Source organism: Rhodococcus sp. (in: high G+C Gram-positive bacteria) (assembly GCF_049591685.1).
Classification (GTDB): Bacteria; Actinomycetota; Actinomycetes; order Mycobacteriales; family Mycobacteriaceae; genus Rhodococcoides.
Window position 1 is genome coordinate 1 of record NZ_JBAWFH010000573.1, and the last position, 22,442, is coordinate 22,442.

At 65.1% G+C, this 22,442-nt stretch carries 20 protein-coding genes and 1 tRNA gene; 14 read left to right on the forward strand and 7 right to left on the reverse strand.

From position 1 onward, the window contains the following. Positions 1-51: 51 nt before the first annotated feature. From WBQ44_RS23590 to WBQ44_RS23630, 9 genes are all read left to right on the forward strand, one after another. Positions 52-696, forward strand: coding sequence for an NUDIX domain-containing protein (locus tag WBQ44_RS23590; protein ID WP_495569095.1), 645 nt, complete (start codon positions 52-54; stop codon positions 694-696). Positions 697-701: 5 nt separating this feature from the next. Then, the gene (gene xerD / locus WBQ44_RS23595; protein WP_495569096.1) at positions 702-1,616 is read left to right on the forward strand and encodes a site-specific tyrosine recombinase XerD; all 915 of its coding nucleotides are present in this window, start codon (positions 702-704) and stop codon (positions 1,614-1,616) included. A 271-nt stretch (positions 1,617-1,887) separates the two neighbouring features. Continuing rightward, positions 1,888-2,787 carry a ParA family protein gene (locus WBQ44_RS23600; RefSeq protein ID WP_495569097.1) on the forward strand — a complete coding sequence of 300 codons (900 nt, stop codon included), beginning with the start codon at positions 1,888-1,890 and terminating at the stop codon, positions 2,785-2,787. A gap of 4 nt (positions 2,788-2,791) precedes the next feature. Next, positions 2,792-3,631 carry a segregation and condensation protein A gene (locus WBQ44_RS23605; RefSeq protein WP_495569079.1) on the forward strand — a complete coding sequence of 280 codons (840 nt, stop codon included), beginning with the start codon at positions 2,792-2,794 and terminating at the stop codon, positions 3,629-3,631. Beyond that, positions 3,624-4,304 (forward strand): SMC-Scp complex subunit ScpB, encoded by a 681-nt coding sequence (gene scpB / locus WBQ44_RS23610; protein ID WP_495569080.1) that lies wholly within the window; start codon positions 3,624-3,626, stop codon positions 4,302-4,304. Before WBQ44_RS23605 ends, scpB begins: the two co-directional genes overlap by 8 nt. A gap of 11 nt (positions 4,305-4,315) precedes the next feature. Beyond that, positions 4,316-5,461, forward strand: coding sequence for a pseudouridine synthase (locus WBQ44_RS23615; RefSeq protein WP_495569081.1), 1,146 nt, complete (start codon positions 4,316-4,318; stop codon positions 5,459-5,461). Continuing rightward, positions 5,461-6,144 (forward strand): (d)CMP kinase, encoded by a 684-nt coding sequence (gene cmk / locus WBQ44_RS23620; protein WP_495569082.1) that lies wholly within the window; start codon positions 5,461-5,463, stop codon positions 6,142-6,144. Before WBQ44_RS23615 ends, cmk begins: the two co-directional genes overlap by 1 nt. After that, positions 6,141-7,586 (forward strand): ribosome biogenesis GTPase Der, encoded by a 1,446-nt coding sequence (gene der, locus WBQ44_RS23625; RefSeq protein ID WP_495569083.1) that lies wholly within the window; start codon positions 6,141-6,143, stop codon positions 7,584-7,586. The genes cmk and der overlap by 4 nt, the downstream gene beginning before the upstream one ends. Before the next feature lie 86 nt (positions 7,587-7,672). Then, positions 7,673-7,746 (forward strand) — tRNA-Pro (locus WBQ44_RS23630). Positions 7,747-8,440: 694 nt separating this feature from the next. Here the strand turns inward: WBQ44_RS23630 and WBQ44_RS23635 are convergent. Genes WBQ44_RS23635 through WBQ44_RS23655 form a run of 5 tightly spaced genes read right to left on the reverse strand, consistent with a single transcriptional unit; the run spans position 8,441 to position 15,369 of the window. Then, complete coding sequence (locus WBQ44_RS23635; protein ID WP_495569084.1) at positions 8,441-10,084, reverse strand: (2,3-dihydroxybenzoyl)adenylate synthase; 1,644 nt, start codon at positions 10,082-10,084, stop codon at positions 8,441-8,443. 28 nt (positions 10,085-10,112) lie between these two features. Further along, positions 10,113-10,952 (reverse strand): sugar phosphate isomerase/epimerase family protein, encoded by an 840-nt coding sequence (locus WBQ44_RS23640; RefSeq protein ID WP_495569085.1) that lies wholly within the window; start codon positions 10,950-10,952, stop codon positions 10,113-10,115. A gap of 48 nt (positions 10,953-11,000) precedes the next feature. Then, positions 11,001-12,779, reverse strand: a complete 1,779-nt coding sequence (locus tag WBQ44_RS23645) for an ABC transporter ATP-binding protein (RefSeq protein WP_495569086.1) — start codon at positions 12,777-12,779, stop codon at positions 11,001-11,003. Further along, positions 12,776-14,509, reverse strand: a complete 1,734-nt coding sequence (locus tag WBQ44_RS23650; protein WP_495569087.1) for an ABC transporter transmembrane domain-containing protein — start codon at positions 14,507-14,509, stop codon at positions 12,776-12,778. The genes WBQ44_RS23645 and WBQ44_RS23650 overlap by 4 nt, the downstream gene beginning before the upstream one ends. Further along, positions 14,506-15,369 carry an ABC transporter ATP-binding protein gene (locus WBQ44_RS23655; protein ID WP_495569088.1) on the reverse strand — a complete coding sequence of 288 codons (864 nt, stop codon included), beginning with the start codon at positions 15,367-15,369 and terminating at the stop codon, positions 14,506-14,508. The genes WBQ44_RS23650 and WBQ44_RS23655 overlap by 4 nt, the downstream gene beginning before the upstream one ends. A gap of 155 nt (positions 15,370-15,524) precedes the next feature. Here WBQ44_RS23655 and WBQ44_RS23660 point away from each other — a divergent pair, with 155 nt between their 5' ends. Further along, a complete protein-coding gene (locus tag WBQ44_RS23660) occupies positions 15,525-16,517 on the forward strand; it encodes an ABC transporter substrate-binding protein (RefSeq protein ID WP_495569089.1) in 993 nt (330 codons plus the stop codon). A gap of 84 nt (positions 16,518-16,601) precedes the next feature. Here WBQ44_RS23660 and WBQ44_RS23665 read toward each other — a convergent pair whose 3' ends face one another. Beyond that, positions 16,602-17,465: a hypothetical protein gene (locus WBQ44_RS23665; protein ID WP_495569090.1), complete on the reverse strand. Its 864-nt coding sequence runs from the start codon at positions 17,463-17,465 to the stop codon at positions 16,602-16,604. A gap of 91 nt (positions 17,466-17,556) precedes the next feature. On the opposite strand from WBQ44_RS23665, the gene WBQ44_RS23670 reads away from it, so the two are divergent. Further along, positions 17,557-18,675: a thioesterase domain-containing protein gene (locus tag WBQ44_RS23670; protein WP_495569091.1), complete on the forward strand. Its 1,119-nt coding sequence runs from the start codon at positions 17,557-17,559 to the stop codon at positions 18,673-18,675. Then, on the forward strand, positions 18,672-18,908 hold the full coding sequence (locus tag WBQ44_RS23675; protein ID WP_032403517.1) for a phosphopantetheine-binding protein: 237 nt from the start codon (positions 18,672-18,674) through the stop codon (positions 18,906-18,908). Before WBQ44_RS23670 ends, WBQ44_RS23675 begins: the two co-directional genes overlap by 4 nt. Here WBQ44_RS23675 and WBQ44_RS23680 read toward each other — a convergent pair. After that, complete coding sequence (locus tag WBQ44_RS23680; protein WP_495569092.1) at positions 18,902-20,713, reverse strand: SIP domain-containing protein; 1,812 nt, start codon at positions 20,711-20,713, stop codon at positions 18,902-18,904. The genes WBQ44_RS23675 and WBQ44_RS23680 overlap by 7 nt on opposite strands. Positions 20,714-20,842: 129 nt before the next feature. Here WBQ44_RS23680 and WBQ44_RS23685 point away from each other — a divergent pair, with 129 nt between their 5' ends. Beyond that, a complete protein-coding gene (locus tag WBQ44_RS23685; protein ID WP_495569093.1) occupies positions 20,843-21,892 on the forward strand; it encodes an iron chelate uptake ABC transporter family permease subunit in 1,050 nt (349 codons plus the stop codon). Then, on the forward strand, positions 21,889-22,442 hold a 554-nt coding region (locus tag WBQ44_RS23690; RefSeq protein ID WP_495569094.1), incomplete at its 3' end, for an iron chelate uptake ABC transporter family permease subunit. The genes WBQ44_RS23685 and WBQ44_RS23690, both read left to right, overlap by 4 nt.

Consider the following 22,442-nt stretch of genomic DNA (forward strand, 5'->3'; position numbering starts at 1 on the left):
GCCTGGGGCTTCGGAGTTCCCAGTGTCGGAAGCAACGGCCGAGAGCATCGGATGACGGATTCGAACGACGCCGCGCGCCACGAATTCGCGACTGTCGGCACGAAGACGGTGTACGAGGGCGCGATCCTTGCTCTTCGTCTCGACCAGGTGCAGATGCCCGGTGGCCGTGTTGCCGAGCGCGAGGTCGTCGAGCACCACGGTGCAGTGGGCATCGTGGCACTCGACGATCAGGGTCGGATCGCGATGATCGAGCAGTACCGTCACCCGGTCGGTCGTCGACTGTGGGAGTTGCCCGCCGGGCTGCTCGACGAGCTCGACGAACCTCCCGTCGACGCCGCCAAACGGGAACTCGCAGAAGAGACCGGTCTTGCAGCCGAACGCTGGTCCGTGCTCGTCGACGTGTCACCGTCACCAGGGTTCACCGACGAGAGCGTCCGAATCTTTCTGGCAGAGGGCCTGTCCGAAGTGGAGCGGCCGGAAGCCGAGCACGAGGAGGCCGACATCGTGCTGAAGTTCGTTTCTCTCGACGACGCCGTCACCCGAGCGTTGTCGGGTGAGGTCGTCAACGCGTCTGCCGTGTCCGGCATTCTCGCGTTGGCAGCATCACGCGCAAGTTCGACGAGCCTACGACCCGCCGATGCTCCGTGGCCGGATCTGCCGACTACCTTCGAGCGTCGGAAGAATTCGCACGCGTAATCGCCGTGCTGGCGCAGCAGATCTCGACGTACCTCGACCATCTCGAGGTCGAGCGGGGCGCTGCCAAGAACACGTTGTCCTCGTACCGCCGCGATCTCCGGCGGTACGAGGCGTTTCTCGACGCTCATGCCATCGACGACCTCGATCGCGTCACCGAGGGTGATGTCACCGAGTTCGTCATGGATCTGCGCCGCGGAGGCGACGAATACCCTCCTCTCGCAGCGAGTTCCGCGGCCCGAACGCTCATCGCGGTCCGCGGATTGCACAAGTTCGCGGCGGCGGAAGGTATGACGCGGCTGGACGTGGCGAGCGCCGTGAAGCCGCCGACGCCGAGCCGCCGGCTACCGAAATCGTTACCGCTCGATCACGTCATCGCCATACTCGACGCTGCCGCCACCGAGGGAGTCGACGCACCACGCGGGTTGCGCGACAAGGCGCTCCTCGAACTCCTGTATTCCACGGGGGCGCGTATCTCCGAAGCCGTCGGACTCGATGTCGACGACATCGACACCGAGTCTCGTTCGGTCGTACTGCACGGCAAGGGCGACAAGCAGCGGCTGGTTCCGGTCGGCCGTCCGGCGATCGAGGCCGTCGACAACTATCTGGTGCGTGGCCGCCCCGCGTTGGCGACGAAGGCGACGCCGGCGTTGTTCCTCAACGCCCGCAGTGGCAGGCTCTCGCGGCAGAGCGCCTGGCAGGTATTGCACTCGGCTGCCGAACGCGCTGGGATCCCGACGCCTGTCTCGCCCCACACGTTGCGCCACTCGTTCGCGACGCATCTGCTCGACGGGGGAGCCGACGTGCGCGTCGTCCAGGAGCTTCTGGGGCATGCGTCCGTCACGACCACACAGATCTACACCCTCGTCACCGTCAACACGTTGCGTGAAGTGTGGGCGGAGGCGCACCCGCGCGCCAGGTAACGGTTTTGCGCGTGTCCGGCGAAGCTGTCGAGAACGCACGCGGTAGCGTTGATCAGCAATCGTTGACAAGACGTTGCAGAGTACGAACGGACAGGGGAGCGCTGGAGACGTGTCGACACCGCAGCCGCCAGCGGCGGAGTCAGGCCCTCAGAGGACATGGGGTGAGCCGACAACGGTGAACCGGGTTCCGACTGCTCCGGACACGTCGTATCGCTCGTACGACGCGACACCCGACGGGTTGTCCCCGCAGCATCCGCACAACGAAGGCGCCTTGTTTCACACCCGTCAGCCTGAGAGTCACCGCGAAGCGAAGGCGAAGCCTGTCGGCGCCGACGAGTTGGGACCGACCGGTCGCAAGACCCGTGAAGTGCCCGACCCGACGCCCTTGGCCAGCCATGGGCCGGCCAAGATCATCGCGATGTGCAACCAGAAGGGTGGCGTCGGCAAGACGACGTCGACCATCAACCTCGGTGCCTCGCTCGCTGCATATGGACGGCGCGTGCTGCTCGTCGATCTGGACCCGCAGGGCGCTCTGTCGGCGGGACTGGGCGTCGCTCACCACGAGTTGGATCTGACGGTCTACAACCTTCTCGTCGAGCCGAAGATCTCCGCCGACGACGTTCTGATGCGCACCCGCGTCGAAAATCTCGACCTGCTGCCCAGCAACATCGACCTGTCGGCAGCCGAAATACAGCTGGTCACCGAGGTGGGTCGCGAGCAGACGCTCGGACGTGTGCTGCATCCGATCCTCGATCGGTACGACTACGTGCTCATCGACTGCCAGCCCTCCCTAGGACTCCTCACCGTCAACGCCCTCACCTGCGCCGACGAAGTTCTCATTCCGATGGAATGTGAATACTTCAGCCTCCGAGGTCTGGCTTTGCTCAACGACACCGTCGAAAAAGTGCGTGATCGGCTCAACCCGCGGCTCAAGTTGGCTGGGATCGTCGTGACCATGTTCGACGCACGCACCCTGCATTCGCGTGAGGTCATGACCAGAGTCGTCGAGGTTTTCGGCGACGTCGTGTACGACACGGTCATCACCCGCACCGTCCGGTTCCCCGAAACCAGTGTTGCAGGCGAGCCGATCACCACGTGGGCGCCCAAGTCGTCCGGCGCGGTGGCTTATCGGGCCCTTGCCCGAGAGGTCATCTACCGGTCCGGCCCGTAGATCGATGCCCGACACCATTGCCGTCGATGCACCGATCGAGGTACCCGAGGACGAGGATCCTTCGCGCTTTCGCGTGCGGCTGCTCAATTTCGAGGGGCCGTTCGACCTGTTGCTGACGCTCATCAGTCAGCATCGGCTCGACGTCACCGAGGTAGCGTTGCACACGGTCACCGACGACTTCATTTCCTTCACCAAGACTCTGGGCAAGGAGATGGGCCTCGATCAGACGACCGAGTTCTTGGTCGTCGCTGCCACTCTGCTCGATCTGAAGGCGGCCAGACTGTTGCCGTCGGGAGACGTCGAGGATGCCGAGGATCTGGCGCTGCTGGAAGTGCGCGACCTATTGTTTGCGCGCCTGTTGCAATACCGGGCCTACAAGCAGGTCGCGCAGCTCTTCGGTGAACTGGAAGCTGCGGCACTTCGCCGGTATCCACGGTCGGTGTCGGTGGAGGACCGCTATACCGATCTGATTCCCGAGGTGCTGCTCGGCGTCGACGCGGCCCGGTTCGCCGACATTGCGGCAGCGGCCTTCCGGCCGAAACCGATCCCCAAGGTCGGTCTCGATCACATCCACCAACATTCGGTGTCCGTTCCCGAACAGGCGAGATGGGTTCTGGAACGGCTCGAGAGCAAGGGGGAAGGTGCGTGGACACCGTTCTCCGACCTGACCGAGGGGTGCGAGCACACCGTCGAAATAGTTGCCCGGTTTCTCGCGTTGTTGGAGTTGTTCCGCGAGCAGGTAATTGCTTTCGATCAGCCCGAGCCGCTGGGAGAACTGATGGTGAGCTGGACCGGCAAGGCGAAGTCGGACGAAGTGGTTGTAGCGGCGGTGGACTATGGATGAGCAGGGGCAATTGATCGAGACAGCAGAAGACGACTCGGAGCTCGACGACGGCACCCTCGAGTCTGCTCTCGAAGCCATCCTTCTGGTCGTCGATTCGCCTGCGTCGAATGCGCAGTTGGCGTCGGCGGTCGGCAGCGATGCCCGTCGTGTCGACGCGACGCTGAAGCGAATGGCGGCGCGGTTCACCGAACGAGGTAGCGGGATCGACCTCCGATACGCCGGCGACGGCTGGCGTTTCTACACCCGCACCGCGTACGCGCCGTACGTCGAGAGGCTGCTTCTGGACGGCGCTCGGTCGAAACTCACACGCGCGGCATTGGAGACTCTTGCCGTTATCGCATATCGTCAACCGTTGACCCGCGCGCGAGTCAGCGCCGTGCGTGGAGTCAACGTAGACGGAGTGATGCGCACGTTGCTCGCTCGCGGTCTGATTTCGGAAGCTGGAGTCGACCCGGAATCGAACGCCACGATGTACTCCACCACCGAGCTGTTCCTCGAACGGCTCGGCCTGGCTTCACTGACGGACCTGCCGCCGCTGGCACCGTTGTTGCCGGGAGTGGACCTGATCGATGAGATCAGTGACAGCATGGATACCGACGCGAGAGTTACCCGCTCCACCAAGAACCGCGGATCGAAACCCGATCCGGCAGCCGAGCTCGACTCGGACGACTGATAGGTAAAGAAGTGAACAAGCCCGCTCGCCGTGATGGCACACCGGACAGAAACAAACGACAGGCTCCGAACAGGAAGCCGACAGCAGGCAGGTCGGAGGAGCCGCGCGACGGTCGCCGTTCGGGCGATTCGCCTCGCGCCGGCGGTCGCCCCACCGGGGCACGCTCGGCCGCTCCGCGTAAAGCAGACCCCCGTAAGCCAGACCCCCGCAGAAGCGCTGAGCAGCGCAAATCCTTCGAAGACAAGCCTGCGGACAGCGGTATCAACGATCGCAGCAACGACGCGGTGCCACGCAAGAAGCCGTCTCGTCCGAAGCCGCCGAAGCCACAGAAGAAGCAGGCTCCGTCGACGATAATCAACAACGCCAAGCCGGCGAAGCATCAGTACATCGAGCCCGACTCCAAGCGTCGCCACGTCCCACGCGGTGAAGGCGTGCGCCTGCAGAAGGTCCTCGCCCAAGCAGGTGTCGCCTCGCGCCGCGCAGCCGAGGAATTGATCGCGGACGGTCGCGTCGAGGTCGACGGTCGCATCGTCACCGAGCAAGGAATCCGCATCGATCCCGACGTGGCCATCGTGCGCGTCGACGGCACCCGCATCGTCGTCAAGGAAGAGCTCGTTCATCTCGCGATGAACAAGCCGCGTGGTTGGCAGTGCACGATGTCGGACGATCTCGGTCGTCCGTGCGTCGGCGACATCGTCTCCGAGCGGGTGCAGGCCGGCCAGCGACTGTTTCACGTCGGTCGCCTCGACGCCGACACCGAGGGGCTGTTGCTGTTCACCAATGACGGTGATCTTGCTCACCGCCTGATGCACCCGTCGTTCGAGGTGTCCAAGACCTACCTCGCCACTCTCTACGGTGCGATCCCGCGTGAAATCGGTAAGCAGTTGCGTTCCGGAGTCGTCCTGGACGACGGACCCGTCAAGGTGGACGGCTTCTCGCTGCTCGATATCAGCGAAGGCAAGTCGCTCGTCCGAATCACCTTGCACGAGGGTCGCAAGCACATCGTGCGTCGCCTGTTCGAGAAGGTCGGCTACCCGGTCGGTCGCCTCGTGCGTACCGACGTCGGCAACATCGCACTGGGCGATCAACGTCCGGGAACGCTTCGCGTGCTCGGTCGCGGTGAAATCGGCAAGCTCTACGAATCGGTCGGTCTCTGATGGCCGGACTCGTCATCGCGATGGACGGGCCGTCCGGAACGGGTAAGTCGACGGTCTCACGCAAGCTGGCGGCCGCGCTCGATGCCCGCTACCTCGACACAGGCGCGATGTACCGCGTCGCAACGGTGTGGGTGTTGCGTTCCGGGATCGACCCGACCGACGCGGACAAGGTCGCCGACATCGTCGCGACACTTCCGCTGGACATCGGCACCGATCCCGAAGCCGAAGCGGTCACCATGGCAGGGGAGGACGTTTCTTCGGAGATCCGCGGGGACGCCGTCACCAAGGCCGTCTCGGCCGTGTCGGCTGTCCCGCGAGTACGTGAGCTCCTGGTGCAGATGCAGCGCGAGATCGCTGCTTCTGCCCCTCGGATCGTCGTCGAAGGGCGCGACATCGGAACGGTCGTGCTTCAGGACGCCGATGTCAAAGTTTTCCTGACGGCATCGCCCGAGGCCCGCGCCGACCGTCGTAACAGGCAGAACATCAACGAAGGCCGGGGCGACGATTACGACGCCGTTCTCGCCGACGTCCAACGCCGCGATCATGCGGACTCCACTCGCGCCGTGTCTCCGTTGCGGCCTGCCGAGGACTCCGTGATCGTGGACACGAGCGATTTGGGCATGGACGGCGTCATCGCTGCGTTGCTCGAGATCGTGCGCGAAAGAACTGGAGTGAAACAGTGACCGAGGAAATCTTCAGCGGAGCCGAAACAGCCGGTGACGGCACATGGTCCGACGAGGGGGAGTGGGAGCTTGTCGACCTGACCGAGGGCGACGACGGTGAGGTCGCGGTTGCCGTACCGACCCTAGCTGTCGTCGGCCGGCCGAACGTCGGAAAGTCGACGCTCGTCAACCGCATCATCGGCCGCCGCGAAGCGGTTGTCGAGGACGTTCCCGGCGTAACTCGCGATCGCGTGTCGTACGAGGCGAACTGGGCCGGCCGTCGGTTCATGGTGCAGGACACCGGTGGTTGGGAGCCCGACGCGAAGGGCTTGCAGCAGTCGGTTGCGCGGCAAGCCGAGTTGGCGATGAGCACCGCCGACGCGATCCTGCTCGTCGTCGACGCTCGCGTGGGCTCCACGACGACGGATGAAGCCGTGGCACGGGTGCTTCGCCGCTCGAAGACGCCAGTGTTGTTGGTGGCCAACAAGGTCGACGACGGCCGCACCGAATCCGAAGTTGCCGCTCTCTGGTCGCTCGGTCTCGGTGAGCCACATTCGGTATCCGCAACGCACGGCCGCGGTACCGGCGATCTTTTGGATCGTGTGCTCGAAGCGCTTCCGGAGACACCTCGTGAAGGTATCCCCGCGGGTGGGCCACGGCGAGTTGCGTTGGTAGGCAAGCCGAACGTCGGCAAGTCATCGCTGATCAACAAGCTTTCGGGTGACGAGCGCTCCGTCGTGCACGACGTCGCGGGCACCACCGTCGACCCCGTCGACTCGCTCGTCGAATTGGGCGGCAAGACATGGCGATTCGTCGATACTGCCGGATTGCGCAAGCGCGTCAGTCATGCCAGCGGAGCCGAGTTCTATGCGTCACTGCGCACGAAGTCGGCAATCGAGGCAGCCGAAGTCGCGATTCTGCTAATCGACGCGTCCGAGGTCATCTCGGAGCAGGACCTGCGCGTGCTCAGCATGGTCGCCGACGCCGGCCGCGCGCTGGTCCTCGCCTTCAACAAGTGGGACCTCGTCGACGAGGATCGTCGCCTCCAGCTCGAGAAGGAGATCGACCGCGATCTGCTGCGCGTGCCGTGGGCGCAGCGCGTCAACATCTCGGCGCAGACCGGGCGAGCCGTCCAGAAGCTCGTTCCTGCTCTCGAGACAGCTCTCGAGTCTTGGGACAAGCGCATCCCCACCGGACGCCTCAACAACTGGCTGAAGGAAGTTGTCGCCGCAACGCCGCCTCCGATGCGTGGAGGCCGTTTGCCGCGCATTATGTTCGCGACCCAGGCGACGACGCGCCCACCGACGTTCGTCCTCTTCACCACAGGCTTCCTCGAAGCGGGCTACCGCCGGTTCATCGAGCGGCGCCTGCGCGAAGAATTCGGCTTCGACGGCAGCCCCGTCCGAGTATCCGTCCGGATCCGTGAAAAGCGCGAACGACCGGGTAAGGGCAACAACCGCTGATTGCCCACCCGCCCTACCTCTGACCAGGTGATTTCGTATCAGAGGTAGGGCTGGGGTAATCTCATCGAGCGCCTTACGGGGCGCGGCGGGCTGTGGCGCAGCTTGGTAGCGCACTTGACTGGGGGTCAAGTGGTCGCAGGTTCAAATCCTGTCAGCCCGACACAGATAGATGCAGGTCAGAGGCGGTTTCGGAGGTATTCGGAACCGCCTCTTTTGTGTGCGTGCCGCGAGGATGTCACTACTCGATGCTTACACGGTCGAACTCGGCGATGAGGCGGAATCCAGGTGTATCCACCGGAGGCCGGCGATCTGCGTGCGTCGATCGAATTGATCTGAGCGGACGGATTTACTTGATTCAGCTGGTTCGCTGTCAAGGACCTACTGACTCCGTGGGGGTGCGTGTCGAGCTGCAACTCGGACGAATCGAGAGGCCCGCCTCGAAGATGTCGGCGGCACGGGCATCTTATTCGAGCCGCCCGGTGTCGATGAAGTATCGGGTGATGCCTGTCGATGCGTTCGGCGTCTCGATCCCCGAAACGTGATCGAGCCCCAAGTTGTCCTCACGATGTCGAACGCCCACGACAGCACGGCCGTTCCAGCTGCGACTGATCCGATAGGGAGTCGGCTCCGTTCTTCCCGATCGCGCCCGAGCTTTCGAGGTGGATCTTCGGTGGTCCGGCGTTCGCCGAAACGCCCATGGAACGTGCAGCGAACATCGGTTGGAGCGAGGCGATGGCACCCGCCCAGCCGCCCCTCGGACTACCGATGCTTCTCTGCCTTCTTTGACCAGGCTGCAGTTATCGGTGAGTGACCTGATCCCCGGACACGACTCCATCGATCGGCGCAGCCGCCGATCAACGCTTGCTGATCTTTCCCACCGCAGTTCGCTCGAAGGCGTCGACTACCTCCACGACGTCGGGCATCTTGAACGCTGCGAGGTCCCGGCCTCGAAGGAACTGCCGAATCCGAGGCAGTGTCAGCTCTTTCAGGTCGGCACCGTCGCGGGGGAGGACCGAAGCCTTGATCCGTTCGCCGAGCATGTCGTCGGGAATTCCGACGACGGAGACCTCGTGCACTGCCGGGTGGGCGAGCAGCAGGTCTTCCACCTCGGCCGGTGCGATCTTCTCGCCGCCGCGGTTGATCTGATCCTTCGTCCGTCCGGTCACCGTCAGGTATCCGCGCTCGTCCTGGGTCACGATGTCGCCGGTGATGTAGTACCCGTCGGGTGTGAAGCTCGAATTGTGTTCGGGGGCGCGGAAATATCCGCGAATGGTCGACGGCCCCCGGGTCCACAGATTCCCGGACGTACCACGCGGCACCTCGTTGTGGTTGTCGTCGACGACCTTGATCTCGTCGGCCGATGTCGCCGGTCGCCCCTGGCGGGTGGTGATCGTCTCGTCGTCCTCGTCCAGACCGGTGAATGTGTGCAGGCCTTCGGACATTCCGAAACTCTGCTGCAAGGTGGCACCCAGTTCGCTGCGTATCCGAATCGCGGATTTTCGCCCGAACTTCGCGCCGCCGACCTGGACGACCTCGAGGGAGGACAGATCGTGCTCGTCTTTGAGGGTCGAGTTCAGCCACGCGAGAGCGAGCGGCGGCACCAGGGCGACGTGGGTGACACCGTGCTGCGCCACGAGCGGGAACGCGACGTCTGGACTTCCGTTCGGCGTCAATACAACTCGCCCACCGACGCTGAGAACACCGAGGAATCCGGGCGACCGCATGGCGAAGCTGTGCGACATGGGCAGCACGATGAGCTGGACGGTCGATTCGCTGACGCCCCCGACACTCACCGCTGCGCGCACCGACGCCAGGTAGGTCTCGTGGGTGTGCGCGACGATCTTCGGCCGACCCGTCGTTCCACCCGACAGCGCAAGAAACGCAACGTCCGACGGCAGCGAACGCCGGGTGTGCTCCACCGAACCACGCGCGAGCAGTCGGTCGAGGTCGGCACCGCCGCCGTCGCGGGCGACAACGATGGTGTGCCGCAACGACGCCGACGATTCAACGAGTTCGGCTGCAAGTGCGGCGAGGTCGTACCCGTCGTGCGAGTCGGTGGTGATGTATCCACGAGCGCCGGTGGTGTCGACGATGTACTCGATCTCGTGTTTGCGCAACGCCACCGGTGCCAGAACCGGAACGGCGCCGATCTCGTACAGCGCGAAGACGAGCGAGACGAACTCGACGATGTTGGGCAGGTGGACCACTACCCGATCGCCCCGTTCGATGCCCTCGTGCTGCAATCCGGCAGCGAGCCGAAGAACCCGTTCACCCAGCTCGGCGTAGGTCGTGTGTGCATCGCCGCTGCTGAAGGCAATTCGGCCGGAGGAGCGCCCGATCGCGTCGAACAGGAACTCCGAGAACGTCTGATCGAACCAGATGCCCTCTGCCCGATACTGTTCAGCAAACTCCTTCGGATATGGCACGACTCCGTCCAGAAGGAAAGGTTCGACCGGGGGGATCGAACTCTGTACGACGGAATTCTCGGTCACCGACATCGCTGAAAAGACCTTCTCTCGTGTGCTGTTACGCGGGCAGGGTGGAGGTGGCCAGCGTGTCGACGTCGGCCAGCAGGCGTCGGAGCGATTCCGCACCGTGTCGTGCAACCTCTGCGGCGGGACGCTCGCGGTATCCGGGATTGAAGATCTCGAGCGATACCGGTCCGGTGTAGCCCGCATTCAGAACGGAGGCAACGGGAGTGACGAGGTCGAATTCGCCTGCTCCGGGGAAGCATCTGTAGTTGCGACTCCACGTGAGTAGGTCGAGTGGCATCCAAGGGGCATCCGCGATCTGGAGCAGACCGACCGAACCGGGTTCGAGGTCGGCGACGGCCTCGGCACCCTCTCCGCCCGCGACCAGATGAAACGTGTCCACGGCCAGCAACACGTTCGGATGGTCTGCCCGCGTGAGTACATCTCGCACGTGTGCGACGCGGTTGATATGGGTGCCCCACGCCAATGCCTCGAACATGACCGTGACTCCGTGTTCGCCTGCAGCGCTACCCAATGCGGCCACCTGGGTGGCCGAGAGGTCCCGGCTGCTGTTCGCGTCGTCGTCGGTGTTGGAGACGACGAGAATCGATGTCGCGCCGAGCGCCTCCATCACGTCGAGTTCGCGATGGAAGCGAGCGAGGACGTCGGGAAACTCGGTGGGCGTGACCCCTTCGGCCCTCCGGAACGGCTGGTACAGATCGATTTTCAGACCGAGAGCTGCGCATCGATCGGCGATGTCACGCGGGGACAGCGCCGACGCGTGCACGTCCGTGCAGAGCAACTCGAGACCATCGAAGCCCGCTGTCGCGATACCGTCGATCTTCTCTTCCAGCGTCCCGCCGAGCGACACGGTTGCTATGCAGGTCTTCAACACACGCGCCTTGTCGGTGGACCTATCGGCCGAGATTTATCTTAGCCTTACTTAACTCGAATTCTCTACGGCGTGCTCGACGCCGGTTCTTCCCGCGCTGTACACGGCCCACAGGTCTGCGTACCGGCCACCCGAGGCGACCAGGCCGTCGTGCGTCGCCTCCTCGACGACCACGCCGTGCTCGAGCACCATGATGCGATCACACGCGCGAGCCTGCGAGAGGCGATGCGCGATGACGATCGCCGCGCGCCCGTCCAAAGCTCGAACCGTGGCGTCGTCGAGAACCGCGGCGTTTCGTGAGTCCGCTTCTGCGGTCGCTTCGTCGAGAATGGCCACGCACGGATCGTGAAGCACCAACCGCGCCAACGAGATCAGCTGAGCATCGGCCGCGTCGAGGCGATGGCCCTCTTCGCCGAGCAGGGTGTCGAGACCGTCGGGTAGCGAGGCGAACACCTCGTCCGCGCGGACGGTGTTCAGTGCGTCGAGAAGGATATCGTCGGCGGCGTCGGGCGCGGCGAGCAGGAGGTTCTCGCGAAGCGTGGCCGCGAAGATGCGACCCTCCTGGTTGAGGTAGGCAATGCGCGTCCGATCCACCTCGGTGTGGATGACGCCGGCGAGCGGCTCGCGCACACCCGCGACGAGACGGGCCAGAGTCGTCTTCCCCGATCCGCTCGAGCCGACGATCGCCAGATGTTCACCGGCCGCCAGGGTGAGGTTCACTCCGAGGAGCACCGGATGCCCTGGACGGTAGGAGAATTCGACGTTCTCGACGCGGACGACAGGGCCTTCGCCGCGCCGGCTCGCTGGATCGAGTTCAGGCGTATCGACATCTGCCGTCGTCCGCGTCACCCCGACAACCCGCGCGAGTGACGCAGCGGCAGACTGCAGATCGTCCATCACGAACATCAACCCGGCGATCGGTCCGGTGATCTGCAGGAAGAGCAGCGAGGCCGAGGTGATCTGGCCGAGTGTGGTGCCGTACCGCGCTGCGAGGACGAAACCACACGCGAGGACCAGCAGTAGTCCGACGGCCTCGGCCAGGTTGATGCGTCCGAAGAACCGGTTCTGCATGATGCGAGCGCGCATCTCCCACCGCGCCACTTCCCAGGTAGCAGTGCGGATCCGATCGACTCGACGCGGTCCTGCGCGGAAGGCGGTGACGGTGGGAAGTGCCGTCAGCGTGGTGAGTACGCGTTCGCCGCGAGTACTGTCGGCCGATCGTAGTTCGGCGTAGACCGGCGGTACGGCGGGCAGATACCACTGCAGTGCCCGTGCATAGAGCGGCACGGCCAGCAGGAACGCGATGGTGAACCGCCAGTCGATCACCACCGTTCCGACCCCGGTCAGGGCGATGGTGAATGCGGCCGACGCGACGGTCGGCAGGATGCCGGGCAGGTCGTCGGAGATGTTGCGGGTATCGGTCGCGGCGCGGGTGACGATGTCGCCGACGCCCACGCGTTCGATCTCTCGCTCCGGGAGGTCGAACGCGGAGTCCATGAATTTCTCGCGTAGCTCGGCAACCATGGTGTCGATGACGCGGCCGAGTGCGACGATCCCCGAGAACTGGACGATTCCGCCGACTACTGCAGCGCCGCCCAGGGCGCCCAATTGCCACCAGAACACGGTGGGGATTCCGAAACCGCTTCGGTCGGTCACCGTGTCGACGATCCAGCCGATCGTCAAGGGTAGTACGAGAGTTGCTGCCGCAGCGATCAACAGCAGAAGCAGGATGCCGCCGATGCGCCACCACCGTCCCGCCGCGAGATCGGCCACCTCGCGGCGCATCTCCCGCCAGTCGGCGACCGGAAGACGGGCCTGGTCTGCGCTCACGATTGCATCACCTCGTCGCGGCCGATGCTGCGTTCGGCGACCGCGTGAAACGCCGGCGACGAGGTGATGACGACAGTGGTGAAACCGGAACGGGCACTGCGAAGTCGGTGTGCGATATCGTGCTCGGTCGCCGAATCGACCGAGTTCGTCGGATCGTGCAGCACCAGCACCGGTGGTTCCCGAAAGAGGGCGCGCGCGAGCGCGACTCGCTGTCGCTGTCCGCCGGACAGCGTCCGACCGCCGTCGCCGATGGCGGTGTCGTACCCGAGTGGCAGTTCGTGTTCGAGGCTGCCGCAGCAGGCCGAGTCCAGTGCCGCCCGTGCGCGGGAGACGTCGTCCGAGTCGTGGAGAACGTTGGCGAGCACGGTGTCCTCGAGCAGGTCCGCTCGATGGGGTGCAACGAGAATCGTACGGCGGACCTCGGTCGGATCGTGCTCTCGCAGTTCTCGACCGTCGAGAGTGATGTGCGGTGCGGTGCCGGCGCGGGCCGTCATGGTGAGGGCAGCTGTCAGAACGTCGGCGTCCACTGCGGTCGGATCGATCACGACGAACTCACCGGCACGGATGTCGATCGAGTCTCCGGTCGGTGAGTCGATGCGCAGGTGTGGCGTCGGCGCGACCGGTGCGGCACCGAGTGCGTCCGGATTCGGTTCGGTGAACAGCAGATTCAGCACTCGCCGCGCGGAGGCGAGAACTTCCGCACCCAGCGTCGCTGCCTCCTCGATGAGGATCTTCAGCGGATCCAGCAGCATCTGTGCCATCGCGGCAGCGGCGATGAGTCCTCCGACCGAGATGGACCCGTCGAACGTCAACAGCGCCGCGACGACGGTGACGATCCCGGCGAACAAGGCGGTCAGGGTTGCGTTCACGCCGACGAGAGCACCCTCGGCGGTATTGCTCGCCAGCGTGCCCCGCAAGGCGGCGCGAGAAACTCCTCGATAGTGGCCGGCGGCGGCGCGCTGTGCGTGGATCCCGGCGATGACGCGGTAGCCGGAGACGAGATCGGCGGCGGTGCCAGCCGCGTCGGCGATGGCCTCTTGCTCGCGCTCGGTGCGCGCCCGAAGCGGGCGTGCCGCCAGGGCCATCAGTACGAGCAGCAGTGGTGCCCCGACCACGACGGTGATTCCGAGGATCGGGTGGATGACGAACAGCGAGACCGCAGCCACCACGATGGCGACGAGATTTCCGAGTGGGTAGATCGCGAAGTACAAGGCGGCGCAAGTGCGTTCACTGTCGGATGTGGCCACCGACAGCAACCGTCCGGGCAGCTGCGGTCCGCCCGCCGTGCCGCGGGCGTCGAGGATCCGCTCGACCACACGGGCGGACAACTCGTACTGAGCGCGCTGCACCGAATACCATCCGATTCGACCGCCGAATCGGTAGGTCAGGTTCATCACCACGTAGAGACCGGCGATGACCGACACCCAGATCGCGAACCCGCCGACCGCGTCGCCCGCAGGCATCCCGGTGGTGACCGGGCCGATGCCCTGGTCGATCGCCGCACCGAGGGCGAGCGGGACCAGTGTCGTCGCGATGTTGAACACGACGAGGAGCAGGCAGCCCAGAACAGCGTGCCACCCCGCGGACCGGACGATGGACGCCGCGAGTGCCAGGGGAGACATGTCCTCGCGAATGGTGATGCGCTGCTTGGGTGGAGCAGCGGGAACCTCGAAGAAGACCGGGAGACGGCGGGGTGGATTCCAGGCAGGCGAGTTCGGGTTCGGGCTCACCGCTCGAGACTCTTCGAGGTCTCGGGCGCGAGGGGATAGACGTTGGGTGTGCCGGTGATCGGGTCGGGGGCGACCATGCAGGGCAGCTCGAACACCTCCTCGACCAGTTCGGCAGTGATGACGTCGGCGGGCGCTCCGGTGGTGACGATGCGGCCGTCCTTCATCACGATCAGATGCGAGGCGTATCGGGCCGCCTGGTTGAGGTCGTGCAGAACTGCGACCAGCGTCTTGTGTTGCGAGTGAAGCGATTTGAGCAGCTCGAGGAGTTGGAACTGGTGAGCGATGTCGAGGAAGGTGGTGGGCTCGTCCAGCAGTAGCGTCGGTGTCTCCTGGGCCAGCAACATGGCCAACCACACGCGCTGACGCTGTCCCCCCGACAACTCGTCGACGAAACGACCCGACAGCTCGGTCACTCGTGTCGCCGCCAGGGCGTGCGCAACCGCTCGCTCGTCGTCGGGCCGCCACTGCTGGAACAGCGACTGGTACGGGTGGCGTCCACGTGAGACCAGGTCGGCGACGCGGATGCCGTCGGGTGCCAGGGGGCTCTGCGGCAACAGCCCCATCCGCCGTGCGACGTCCTTCGACTTGTACGCGTCGATGTCCTTGCCGTCCAGGACAATTTGTCCGCTGCTGGGGCTGAGCGCTCGACACAGGGCGCGAAGCAGGGTCGACTTTCCGCAGGCGTTCGGGCCGATGATCACCGTGAACGATTCGGCCGGGATCTCCACGGACAACGCGTCGGAGATGACCCGCTCGCTGTATCCGAGGGTGACCTCGCGTGCTTCGAGTCGCGGCTGCCGCGAAACAGGTTGCCGGTCCGCGCGATTCGCTGCGCCGTCGATTCGTCCGGACGTGGTCATCCTCGGGTGTCCTATCGACTCGGTTCGGGCAGTTGGGCTTGACGAGAGCTTTGGCCCGTTATTAACGTACAGCAGGCATATTAGCGTAGGCAAACCTTTGCGCGTCGGTGAGTGCCGATGCGAGGACGCCGCACTGCGGCACGGAAGGCAATCGAGTGACCTCGAAAACGTACAAGAAGAACCGGCTGATCGTGGCCGGCCTGTCGGCCGCGTTGATGCTGGCAGGATGCTCATCCACGGGTGAATCGACCGACGCGACGGCAGGTGCCGCAACGGGCGACGGTGCGTTCCCGGCCACGGCGGAATCGGTCTACGGACCGGTCACGGTGGAGAGCAAGCCCGAGCGGATCGTGGCCACCGGATCGACGGTAGCGGCCATCATGGTCGCGTTGGGCGAGCAGCCGATCCTGATCGGCGAGGACGCACCGGACCCCGCGGACTACCCCTGGCTCGACGGTGTGTTCACCGGGGAGTTCGAGGACATCTGGACCGACGCGGGTACGAGCCTCGAATTGATCGCAGGCCACGACCCGGACCTCATCCTCAACACCGGTTCGTTCGAAGTCGACGAGGGCATCTACCCCGACTACGAGGCCATCGCACCCACGTTCGTCGGCACCCAGGAGGGCATCAGCCCGGCCAACGATCTGCTGCTCGCATACGGCAAGTTGGTCGGCAAGGAAGCAGAGGCGCAGAAGACGCTCGACGACCTGAACGCCAGCTTCGATCCGCTCAAGGAAGGTGAATTGGCCGGGTTGCAGGGCAAGACCTACAACTACGTCTCCCTACGAGACGGCGCAGTGTTCAACATGCCCAACGGATCTGCCGTCGAGTACTTCGGACTCGAGCCGGCCGCGAACCAGGACAACAGCTGGTCCTCCAACGGCATCTCCTACGAGAACATGCGCGAATTCCAGGCGGACGTACTCTTCGTCGGTCTCGCCGCCGACGAGGACCGGGCTCGGTTGGAGCAGGATCCGCTGTTCCAGAACCTGCCTGCGGTCAAGTCCGGATCGGTGATCTTCTTCGACACGACGAACGAGCCGATCAACGGCTCGGTGCTCGAAGCCTCACCGCCGGCCGTCGACTACATGCGTGAAGAGCTCACACCCCTGCTGAGCGGTCTGGGAGCCAACACCGCTGCCTGAGTCCGCTCGAGCATCATCGATAGCCACTGCGCCGCCGCCGGGTCCAACCCGGCGGCGGCGCAGTCGTTGTCGTATCGACCGCGCTCAGCAGACCGGGGCTCGATCGAGTGACGACGAGAGGGCGTCGCGCAACTCGGCCACCGCCTCGTCGGACATGCCGATCACCGTCACGGCCACCGACGTCGACTCGATTCGATAGCGCACCACACAGCGGTACTCGGCCTCGACGCCTTCGCGTTCTCCGGACGCGACGAGGCCGTAGGTTCGAGTGACCAGAACATCGGAATGTTCCATCCGCCGGAGCGCTCTACGACCGGTGCTGTTGTGGAACCGAAGAAGTGGGAATTCTCGCGGGTCCACGTCCGCCGCGGCGAGCCGGGCCCGTGACGGCCATGTCGCCGTGAACGGCCCGACGGGTATCCCCGCAGTGGTGTCCCCGGTGAGCATGTCCACCTCGAGATCGACGCGCAGATTCTCGGATCCTCCGCTCGTGATTTCGCGGAGGGCACCATCGATTACCGCCTCGACATCTCCGTCGAGGTCGATCTCGAAGTCGATTCGGCCATCGGACGTCCACATCGAATCATTGTGTGTCGTCGGACGTTCGGACGCGACCACCCAGTCCTCGACGTGATCGGCATCGAGTCCCTGCCCGTCGTTCTCGATGGCGTCGAGGGCTGGGGCCAGCGGCGATAACGGATTCTCGGTGTCGTCGGCCCCGATCAGACAGCGTGCCATCCGGTGGACCGAGCGTCGATCTGCGACAGTCGAGTGGACTGCCAGCACGACCGCGACACCGGCGCCGTCGGCCCACGCGACCACCGCCGCCGAATGCCCTGTGCCCACGTCGATCATCGAGAGGGCCTGTGCTGCAGCGTTGTCGAGGTCGAGCGCAGAAGGGTGCGCAACGAATCGCCCTGCGGGATCGACGGCCTCGGCCGGTCTCACCTCCGAAGTCCACAACCGGCGACTCGCAGCGGTCGAGTCGATTCCGCTCACGGTCAACGGAAAGGTCGATGCGCGTGCGCTTCCCGAGATCGTGGGTGCGGACGACGTCCACGTCGCCCCCGACACCGCCGAAGAACTTCTCGTCGAGGCTGCGGTAGCGGATCTGTTGGGACTGGAACGGATTTCGACCACCGCGAACTTCTTCGAGTCGGGCGGGAACTCACTGATCGCGATGCGTCTGATCGCACGCTTGCATCGAGACACCGGTCGCGACCTCCGGGTGAAGGACATCTTCGCCCGGCAGACGATCGGCGAGATCGCGCGGCTGTTGGAGGAGGATTCGCGCGAGGTGCCGCCGTCGGAGGCGATCACGGTGCCGTTGCGTCCTGGTACGAGCGGCAGAACGCTGTTCTGTATTCACGAGTACAACGGGTTCGCGACCATCTACTCGCAGCTGCTCGACGGCGTGCCGTCCGAGTGGGCCGTGGTGGGCATGCAGGATCCCGTCCACGGCGGAAGTCTTGTCGTCGCAGACGGTTTCGATGCCCTGTGCGACGTCTACGTCGATGCCGTCCTCGCTCGACAGCCCGACGGGCCGTACGACATCCTGGGTTGGTCCTACGGCGGACACCTGGCTCTCGGCGTCGTCCGACGGTTGGTCGACCGAGGTCACGACGTCGCCACGTTGACGATCCTCGATGCCGTTCCCACCGTCGACGGAAGGCTGCTCGACGGATCGCTGCGTGACGACGACGAAATCATGCCCGAGGGTGTCTCGGCCTACGACATGGTGCACGACACCGACGTGCAGGACGAGTTCATGGCCCGATTCGCGCGCCGGGAAGAGGGCATCGGCAACATGTCGCCCGGGGAGATCGACACGCTCAGTCCCACCCAGAAACGTACGTGGGCGACGGCGGGAATGCGGGCTGAATTCATGCAGAGACAACCTACTCGAGGTCGATTCGACGGGCCGATGCTCCTGGTCACCGCCAGCGCAGGCAAGCCCGTCGGGCACTCCGGTCGGGTGGCCGAGATGTGGCGCGAGTTCGTCCCGGAACTCGTTGTCGTCGATGTCGATTCGACACATTCGGGAATGCTCGACGATGCCCGCCCCCGACGAGAATGGCTGCCTGCGCTGAGCCGTCATCTCGTGACCGACCGCGCCATGGTGACCACCACGGCGACTTCCCAGGAAGAAGGACGATGATCGTTACCGAGGAACAAGCACTGACCGATATCGCGGAGATCCTCTACGTCGACGTGGCCGAGCTCGAACGCGACGTGGATCTGCGAGACCAGGGTATGGACTCGGTCCGCATCATGGCCCTCGTGCAACAGTGGCGGCAGGCGGGGTTGCCGGAGGTGGACTTCATCGCGCTCGCCGAGGACCAACGGATAGAGCACTGGCTGACGGTGCTGAAGACACTGCAGAATCAGTAGTTCGGCGCGAGCCGGAACACCACTTCTCCCCAGCCGATCGTCACGCGTTCCAGCACGCGCAGACCGGCGCGTCCGAACAGGTCGTCGTACTCGGCGTTGGTTCTGGTTCCACCACCGGTGAGCGCGAAGTGGAGCAGATCGTCTTCGTACTCGTAGTCCTCGGCGGTGGCGTGTTCGAGCGGTGCCGCGAAGACGAAGACGGACCCGCCGGCACCGACGCTGCGGCCTGCACGGTCGAGTACGTGGACCGCGTCCTCGTCGGGCATCAGGTCGAGTAGGTTCGCCAGCAGCACGCCGTCCGGTGAATCCGAGCGGGTCTCGAGCATGCTGGACGGTTCGAGAACCACGCGAGCCCGATCACCCTGCAGACGGCGGATTCCGGCGAGTTCGCTCGGGTGTCCGGCAACGGTGACGGTGACGTCCGCTCGGGCGTCGACGAAGGCACCCGCGAAGCGCCCGGCTCCGCGGCCGGCGATCACCAGTGTGCGTACGTCGGAGAACAACTCGGATTTGGCCAGAGTGTCGGCGATGACGTCGGCTTCGTCCTCGTCGGCTTCGAGTGCTGCCGGTTCGGATCGAAGGAGTTCGCGGAACGAGGTACCGAACCAGGACTCGTAGTCGCCCGTGCCCGTTCGGACCGCGGCGAGCAGTGCGAGTACTCCGAGCTCGCGGCGAGCGGGGATGCCTCCCAAGTCGAATTCGGTCGCGTGCCACTCGTCGGTGAGTTCGAGTCCGGCAGCGGTGAGCCGGTAGGTGTCGCCGTGGCCCGGTTCCAGAGCGCCGGCCGCGGCGAGGTAGCGCACCAGCTTGCCCAGCCCCTGCTCGTGGGTCTGCGTGGCGGCCGCCATGGCCGGGATCGTCAGTGGGCCTCGTTCGAGAGCGTCGAACAGTCCGACGGTGACGCCGACACGAACGGCGAACGGAGGCAACAGGTCCAGTCGGTCGTGAAGATCGTCGTGCTCGGACGGTTCCGACTCGGCGACATCCGGCTCGTCCGCGCTTCGGCGCCAGTAGCCGACCACATCGAGATGGTCCTTCGGTACGTTCCTGTTCTCACGCAACCATCGGCGAATCGGGGTGAGGGACGTCGCTTCTCCTGCGACCCAGACGAATACGGATCCGTCCCACCACTGCGCTGCGCGGATCGCGTCGAAGAGCAGAGGCGTCGAACCGGCAGGTGCGCCGTCGCGGCTCAGCCACGTCACCGTGATCCCGTCGCGGACGGGCAGATCCTGCCGATGCGCGGGCTCGGCTACCTCGACGAAAACCTGTGCCCGCAGACCGGCCGGACTTTCCTCGATCCATCTCCCGATCGCAGGCAACGCGGTCTCGTCTCCGGCGATCAGCGCCCAGTCGACACCCTCGGGGTAGCTCCTCGACATCTTGGGACCCGCCACGTGCACTCGTTCGCCCGGTGTCACCCGGTAGGCCCAGCTGGTGGCCGGTCCACTGCCATGCCTGACGAAGTCGATGTCGGCCTCACCGGCGACCGGGTCCCAGCCTCTGATCGTGTACGTGCGGGTGATCGATCGTGGATCGCGCGGCCACGCGAGAGCGCCGTCCCCCTGCGTGGGAACGAGCGGTTCGTCCAGATCCGGATGGCAGAACACGATCTTGAGATTGTCGTCGAAACCCGAGGATCGGAATTCGGCCACCGGATATCCACTGGCGGAGCGAAAGGCGCGGAGTTGCTCGCCGCCGAGGGTCACCCGTCGCATTCCGGGTGTGACGTCCTCGACGCGAAGGACCTCCAGAGCGCGGGTGCTGATGGGGTGGACGTCGTTCGTCCTGGTGCTGCGCGCCACTGTTCCTCCGTCGATTGCCGCCTTAGTGAGGCCAGCCTAGCCTGATAGGCTCCCTCGGTCGGACGCCTCGTCCGGCAGCCGGGTAGCGATCGAGGCCCGGCCGAGAAGACCCACGGAAGGCCGATACCGGTGAGTGCACCTGCCGTCGACGCGACGCTTCCGGATACCGAAGCCGGTCGGGCGAGTTCCGGTCGGCGAGCTCTCGGACTCGTGGTCTTCCTCGCGCTCCTGGCGGGTGCCGTCCTGATCAGCTTCATGTTCGGCTCGAATCCGTTACCGCTGGGCGAGGTGTGGCGAGTCCTGTGGGACAGGGACAACTCGGAGGCGTCCAGCATCGTCTGGACGCTGCGTATGCCGCGCACCGTGATCGGGATCGTCGCGGGCGCGGCGTTCGCCGTGGCAGGCGCGCTGATTCAGGCATTGACTCGAAACCCGTTGGCGGACTCCGGACTTCTCGGGGTGAACGCGGGTGCGATCTTCGCCGTCACCCTGGGCGTCGCGGTCTTCGGGGTGGCGTCGATCTCCGGGTACATCTGGTTCGCATTCGTCGGTGCGGCGGCGGCCACGGTGCTCGTGTTCTTCATCGGGGCGGCCGGGGGCGGTACCGCATCGCCGGTGCGGCTGATCCTGGCGGGCGTCGCCCTCGGTGCGGTGCTGCACGGCATCACGACGTTCATGCAGTTGATCGACCCCGACACGTTCGAGCGGATCAGGCGGTGGGGCGTCGGGTCGACGGCGGCGACGTCGCTGGAGCAGATGCGGACGGTGTTGCCGTTCCTGGTGCTCGGCTTCGTGCTCGCGGTCGCGATCAGCAGACAGCTCGACGCGGTCGCCCTCGGAGACGACCTCGCGTCGTCCCTCGGGGTCAAGGTGATGCAAGTTCGGATCGTCGGTCTGGTCGCCATGACGCTCCTGGCAGGTGGCGCCACGGCGCTCACCGGTGGACTGGCGTTCGTCGGACTGATGATCCCGCACATCGTGCGCTGGTTCGTCGGACCGAACCAGCGATGGATCTTCGCGTATTCACTGATCGCAGGTCCGATCATGGTCCTGCTCGCGGACGTGATCGGGCGCGTACTCGGACGACCGGGCGAGATCGAGGCAGGCGTCATGTGTGCGGTGATCGGTGCCCCGGTCCTCATCGTCCTGGTGCGGCGCCGGAAAGCGAGTGGACTGTGACGATCGAGGCCGAGACGACGAAGTCGGAGATCGACTACGGCTACCCTGCCGTCACTGCACGGACGAAACACTTCACCGGACGGTTCCAAGTCCGCGCGCTCGTCGTGTGCGCAGCTCTGGGAGTCTTGTCCGTGGTGCTGGCGACAGCCACGTTGGGGATGGGGCAGTACCCGATCGGTTTCGGGGAGGCGCTCGACATCCTGTTCGGCGGTGGGGGCGAGGAGTTTCGCCGAATGATCGTGCTCGAGTGGCGGTTGCCGGTGATCCTCGCAGCGCTGGTCCTCGGTGCGCTTCTGGGCATCGGTGGAGCCATCTTCCAGTCGTTGACCCGAAATCCGTTGGGCAGCCCCGACATCATCGGATTCGACGCCGGGTCCTACACGGCGGTCGTGGTGGTGATGCTCGTGGTCAACACTCGCAACTACAGCGTCGTCGCGGCAGCGTCGTTGATCGGCGGACTGCTGACCGCCTTCGTCGTCTACCTGCTGGCATGGCGCGGCGGCGTGCAGGGTTTCCGGCTCATCATCGTCGGCATCGCCGTCTCGGCCAT

Coding starts and splice junctions, on each gene's coding strand:
- WBQ44_RS23590 (WP_495569095.1), top strand. CDS start 52: ATGACGGATTCGAACGACGCCGCGCGCCACGAATTCGCGACTGTCGGC.
- WBQ44_RS23605 (WP_495569079.1), top strand. CDS start 2,792: ATGCCCGACACCATTGCCGTCGATGCACCGATCGAGGTACCCGAGGAC.
- scpB (WP_495569080.1), top strand. CDS start 3,624: ATGGATGAGCAGGGGCAATTGATCGAGACAGCAGAAGACGACTCGGAG.
- cmk (WP_495569082.1), top strand. CDS start 5,461: ATGGCCGGACTCGTCATCGCGATGGACGGGCCGTCCGGAACGGGTAAG.
- WBQ44_RS23635 (WP_495569084.1), bottom strand. CDS start 10,084: ATGTCGGTGACCGAGAATTCCGTCGTACAGAGTTCGATCCCCCCGGTC.
- WBQ44_RS23655 (WP_495569088.1), bottom strand. CDS start 15,369: ATGACCACGTCCGGACGAATCGACGGCGCAGCGAATCGCGCGGACCGG.
- WBQ44_RS23675 (WP_032403517.1), top strand. CDS start 18,672: ATGATCGTTACCGAGGAACAAGCACTGACCGATATCGCGGAGATCCTC.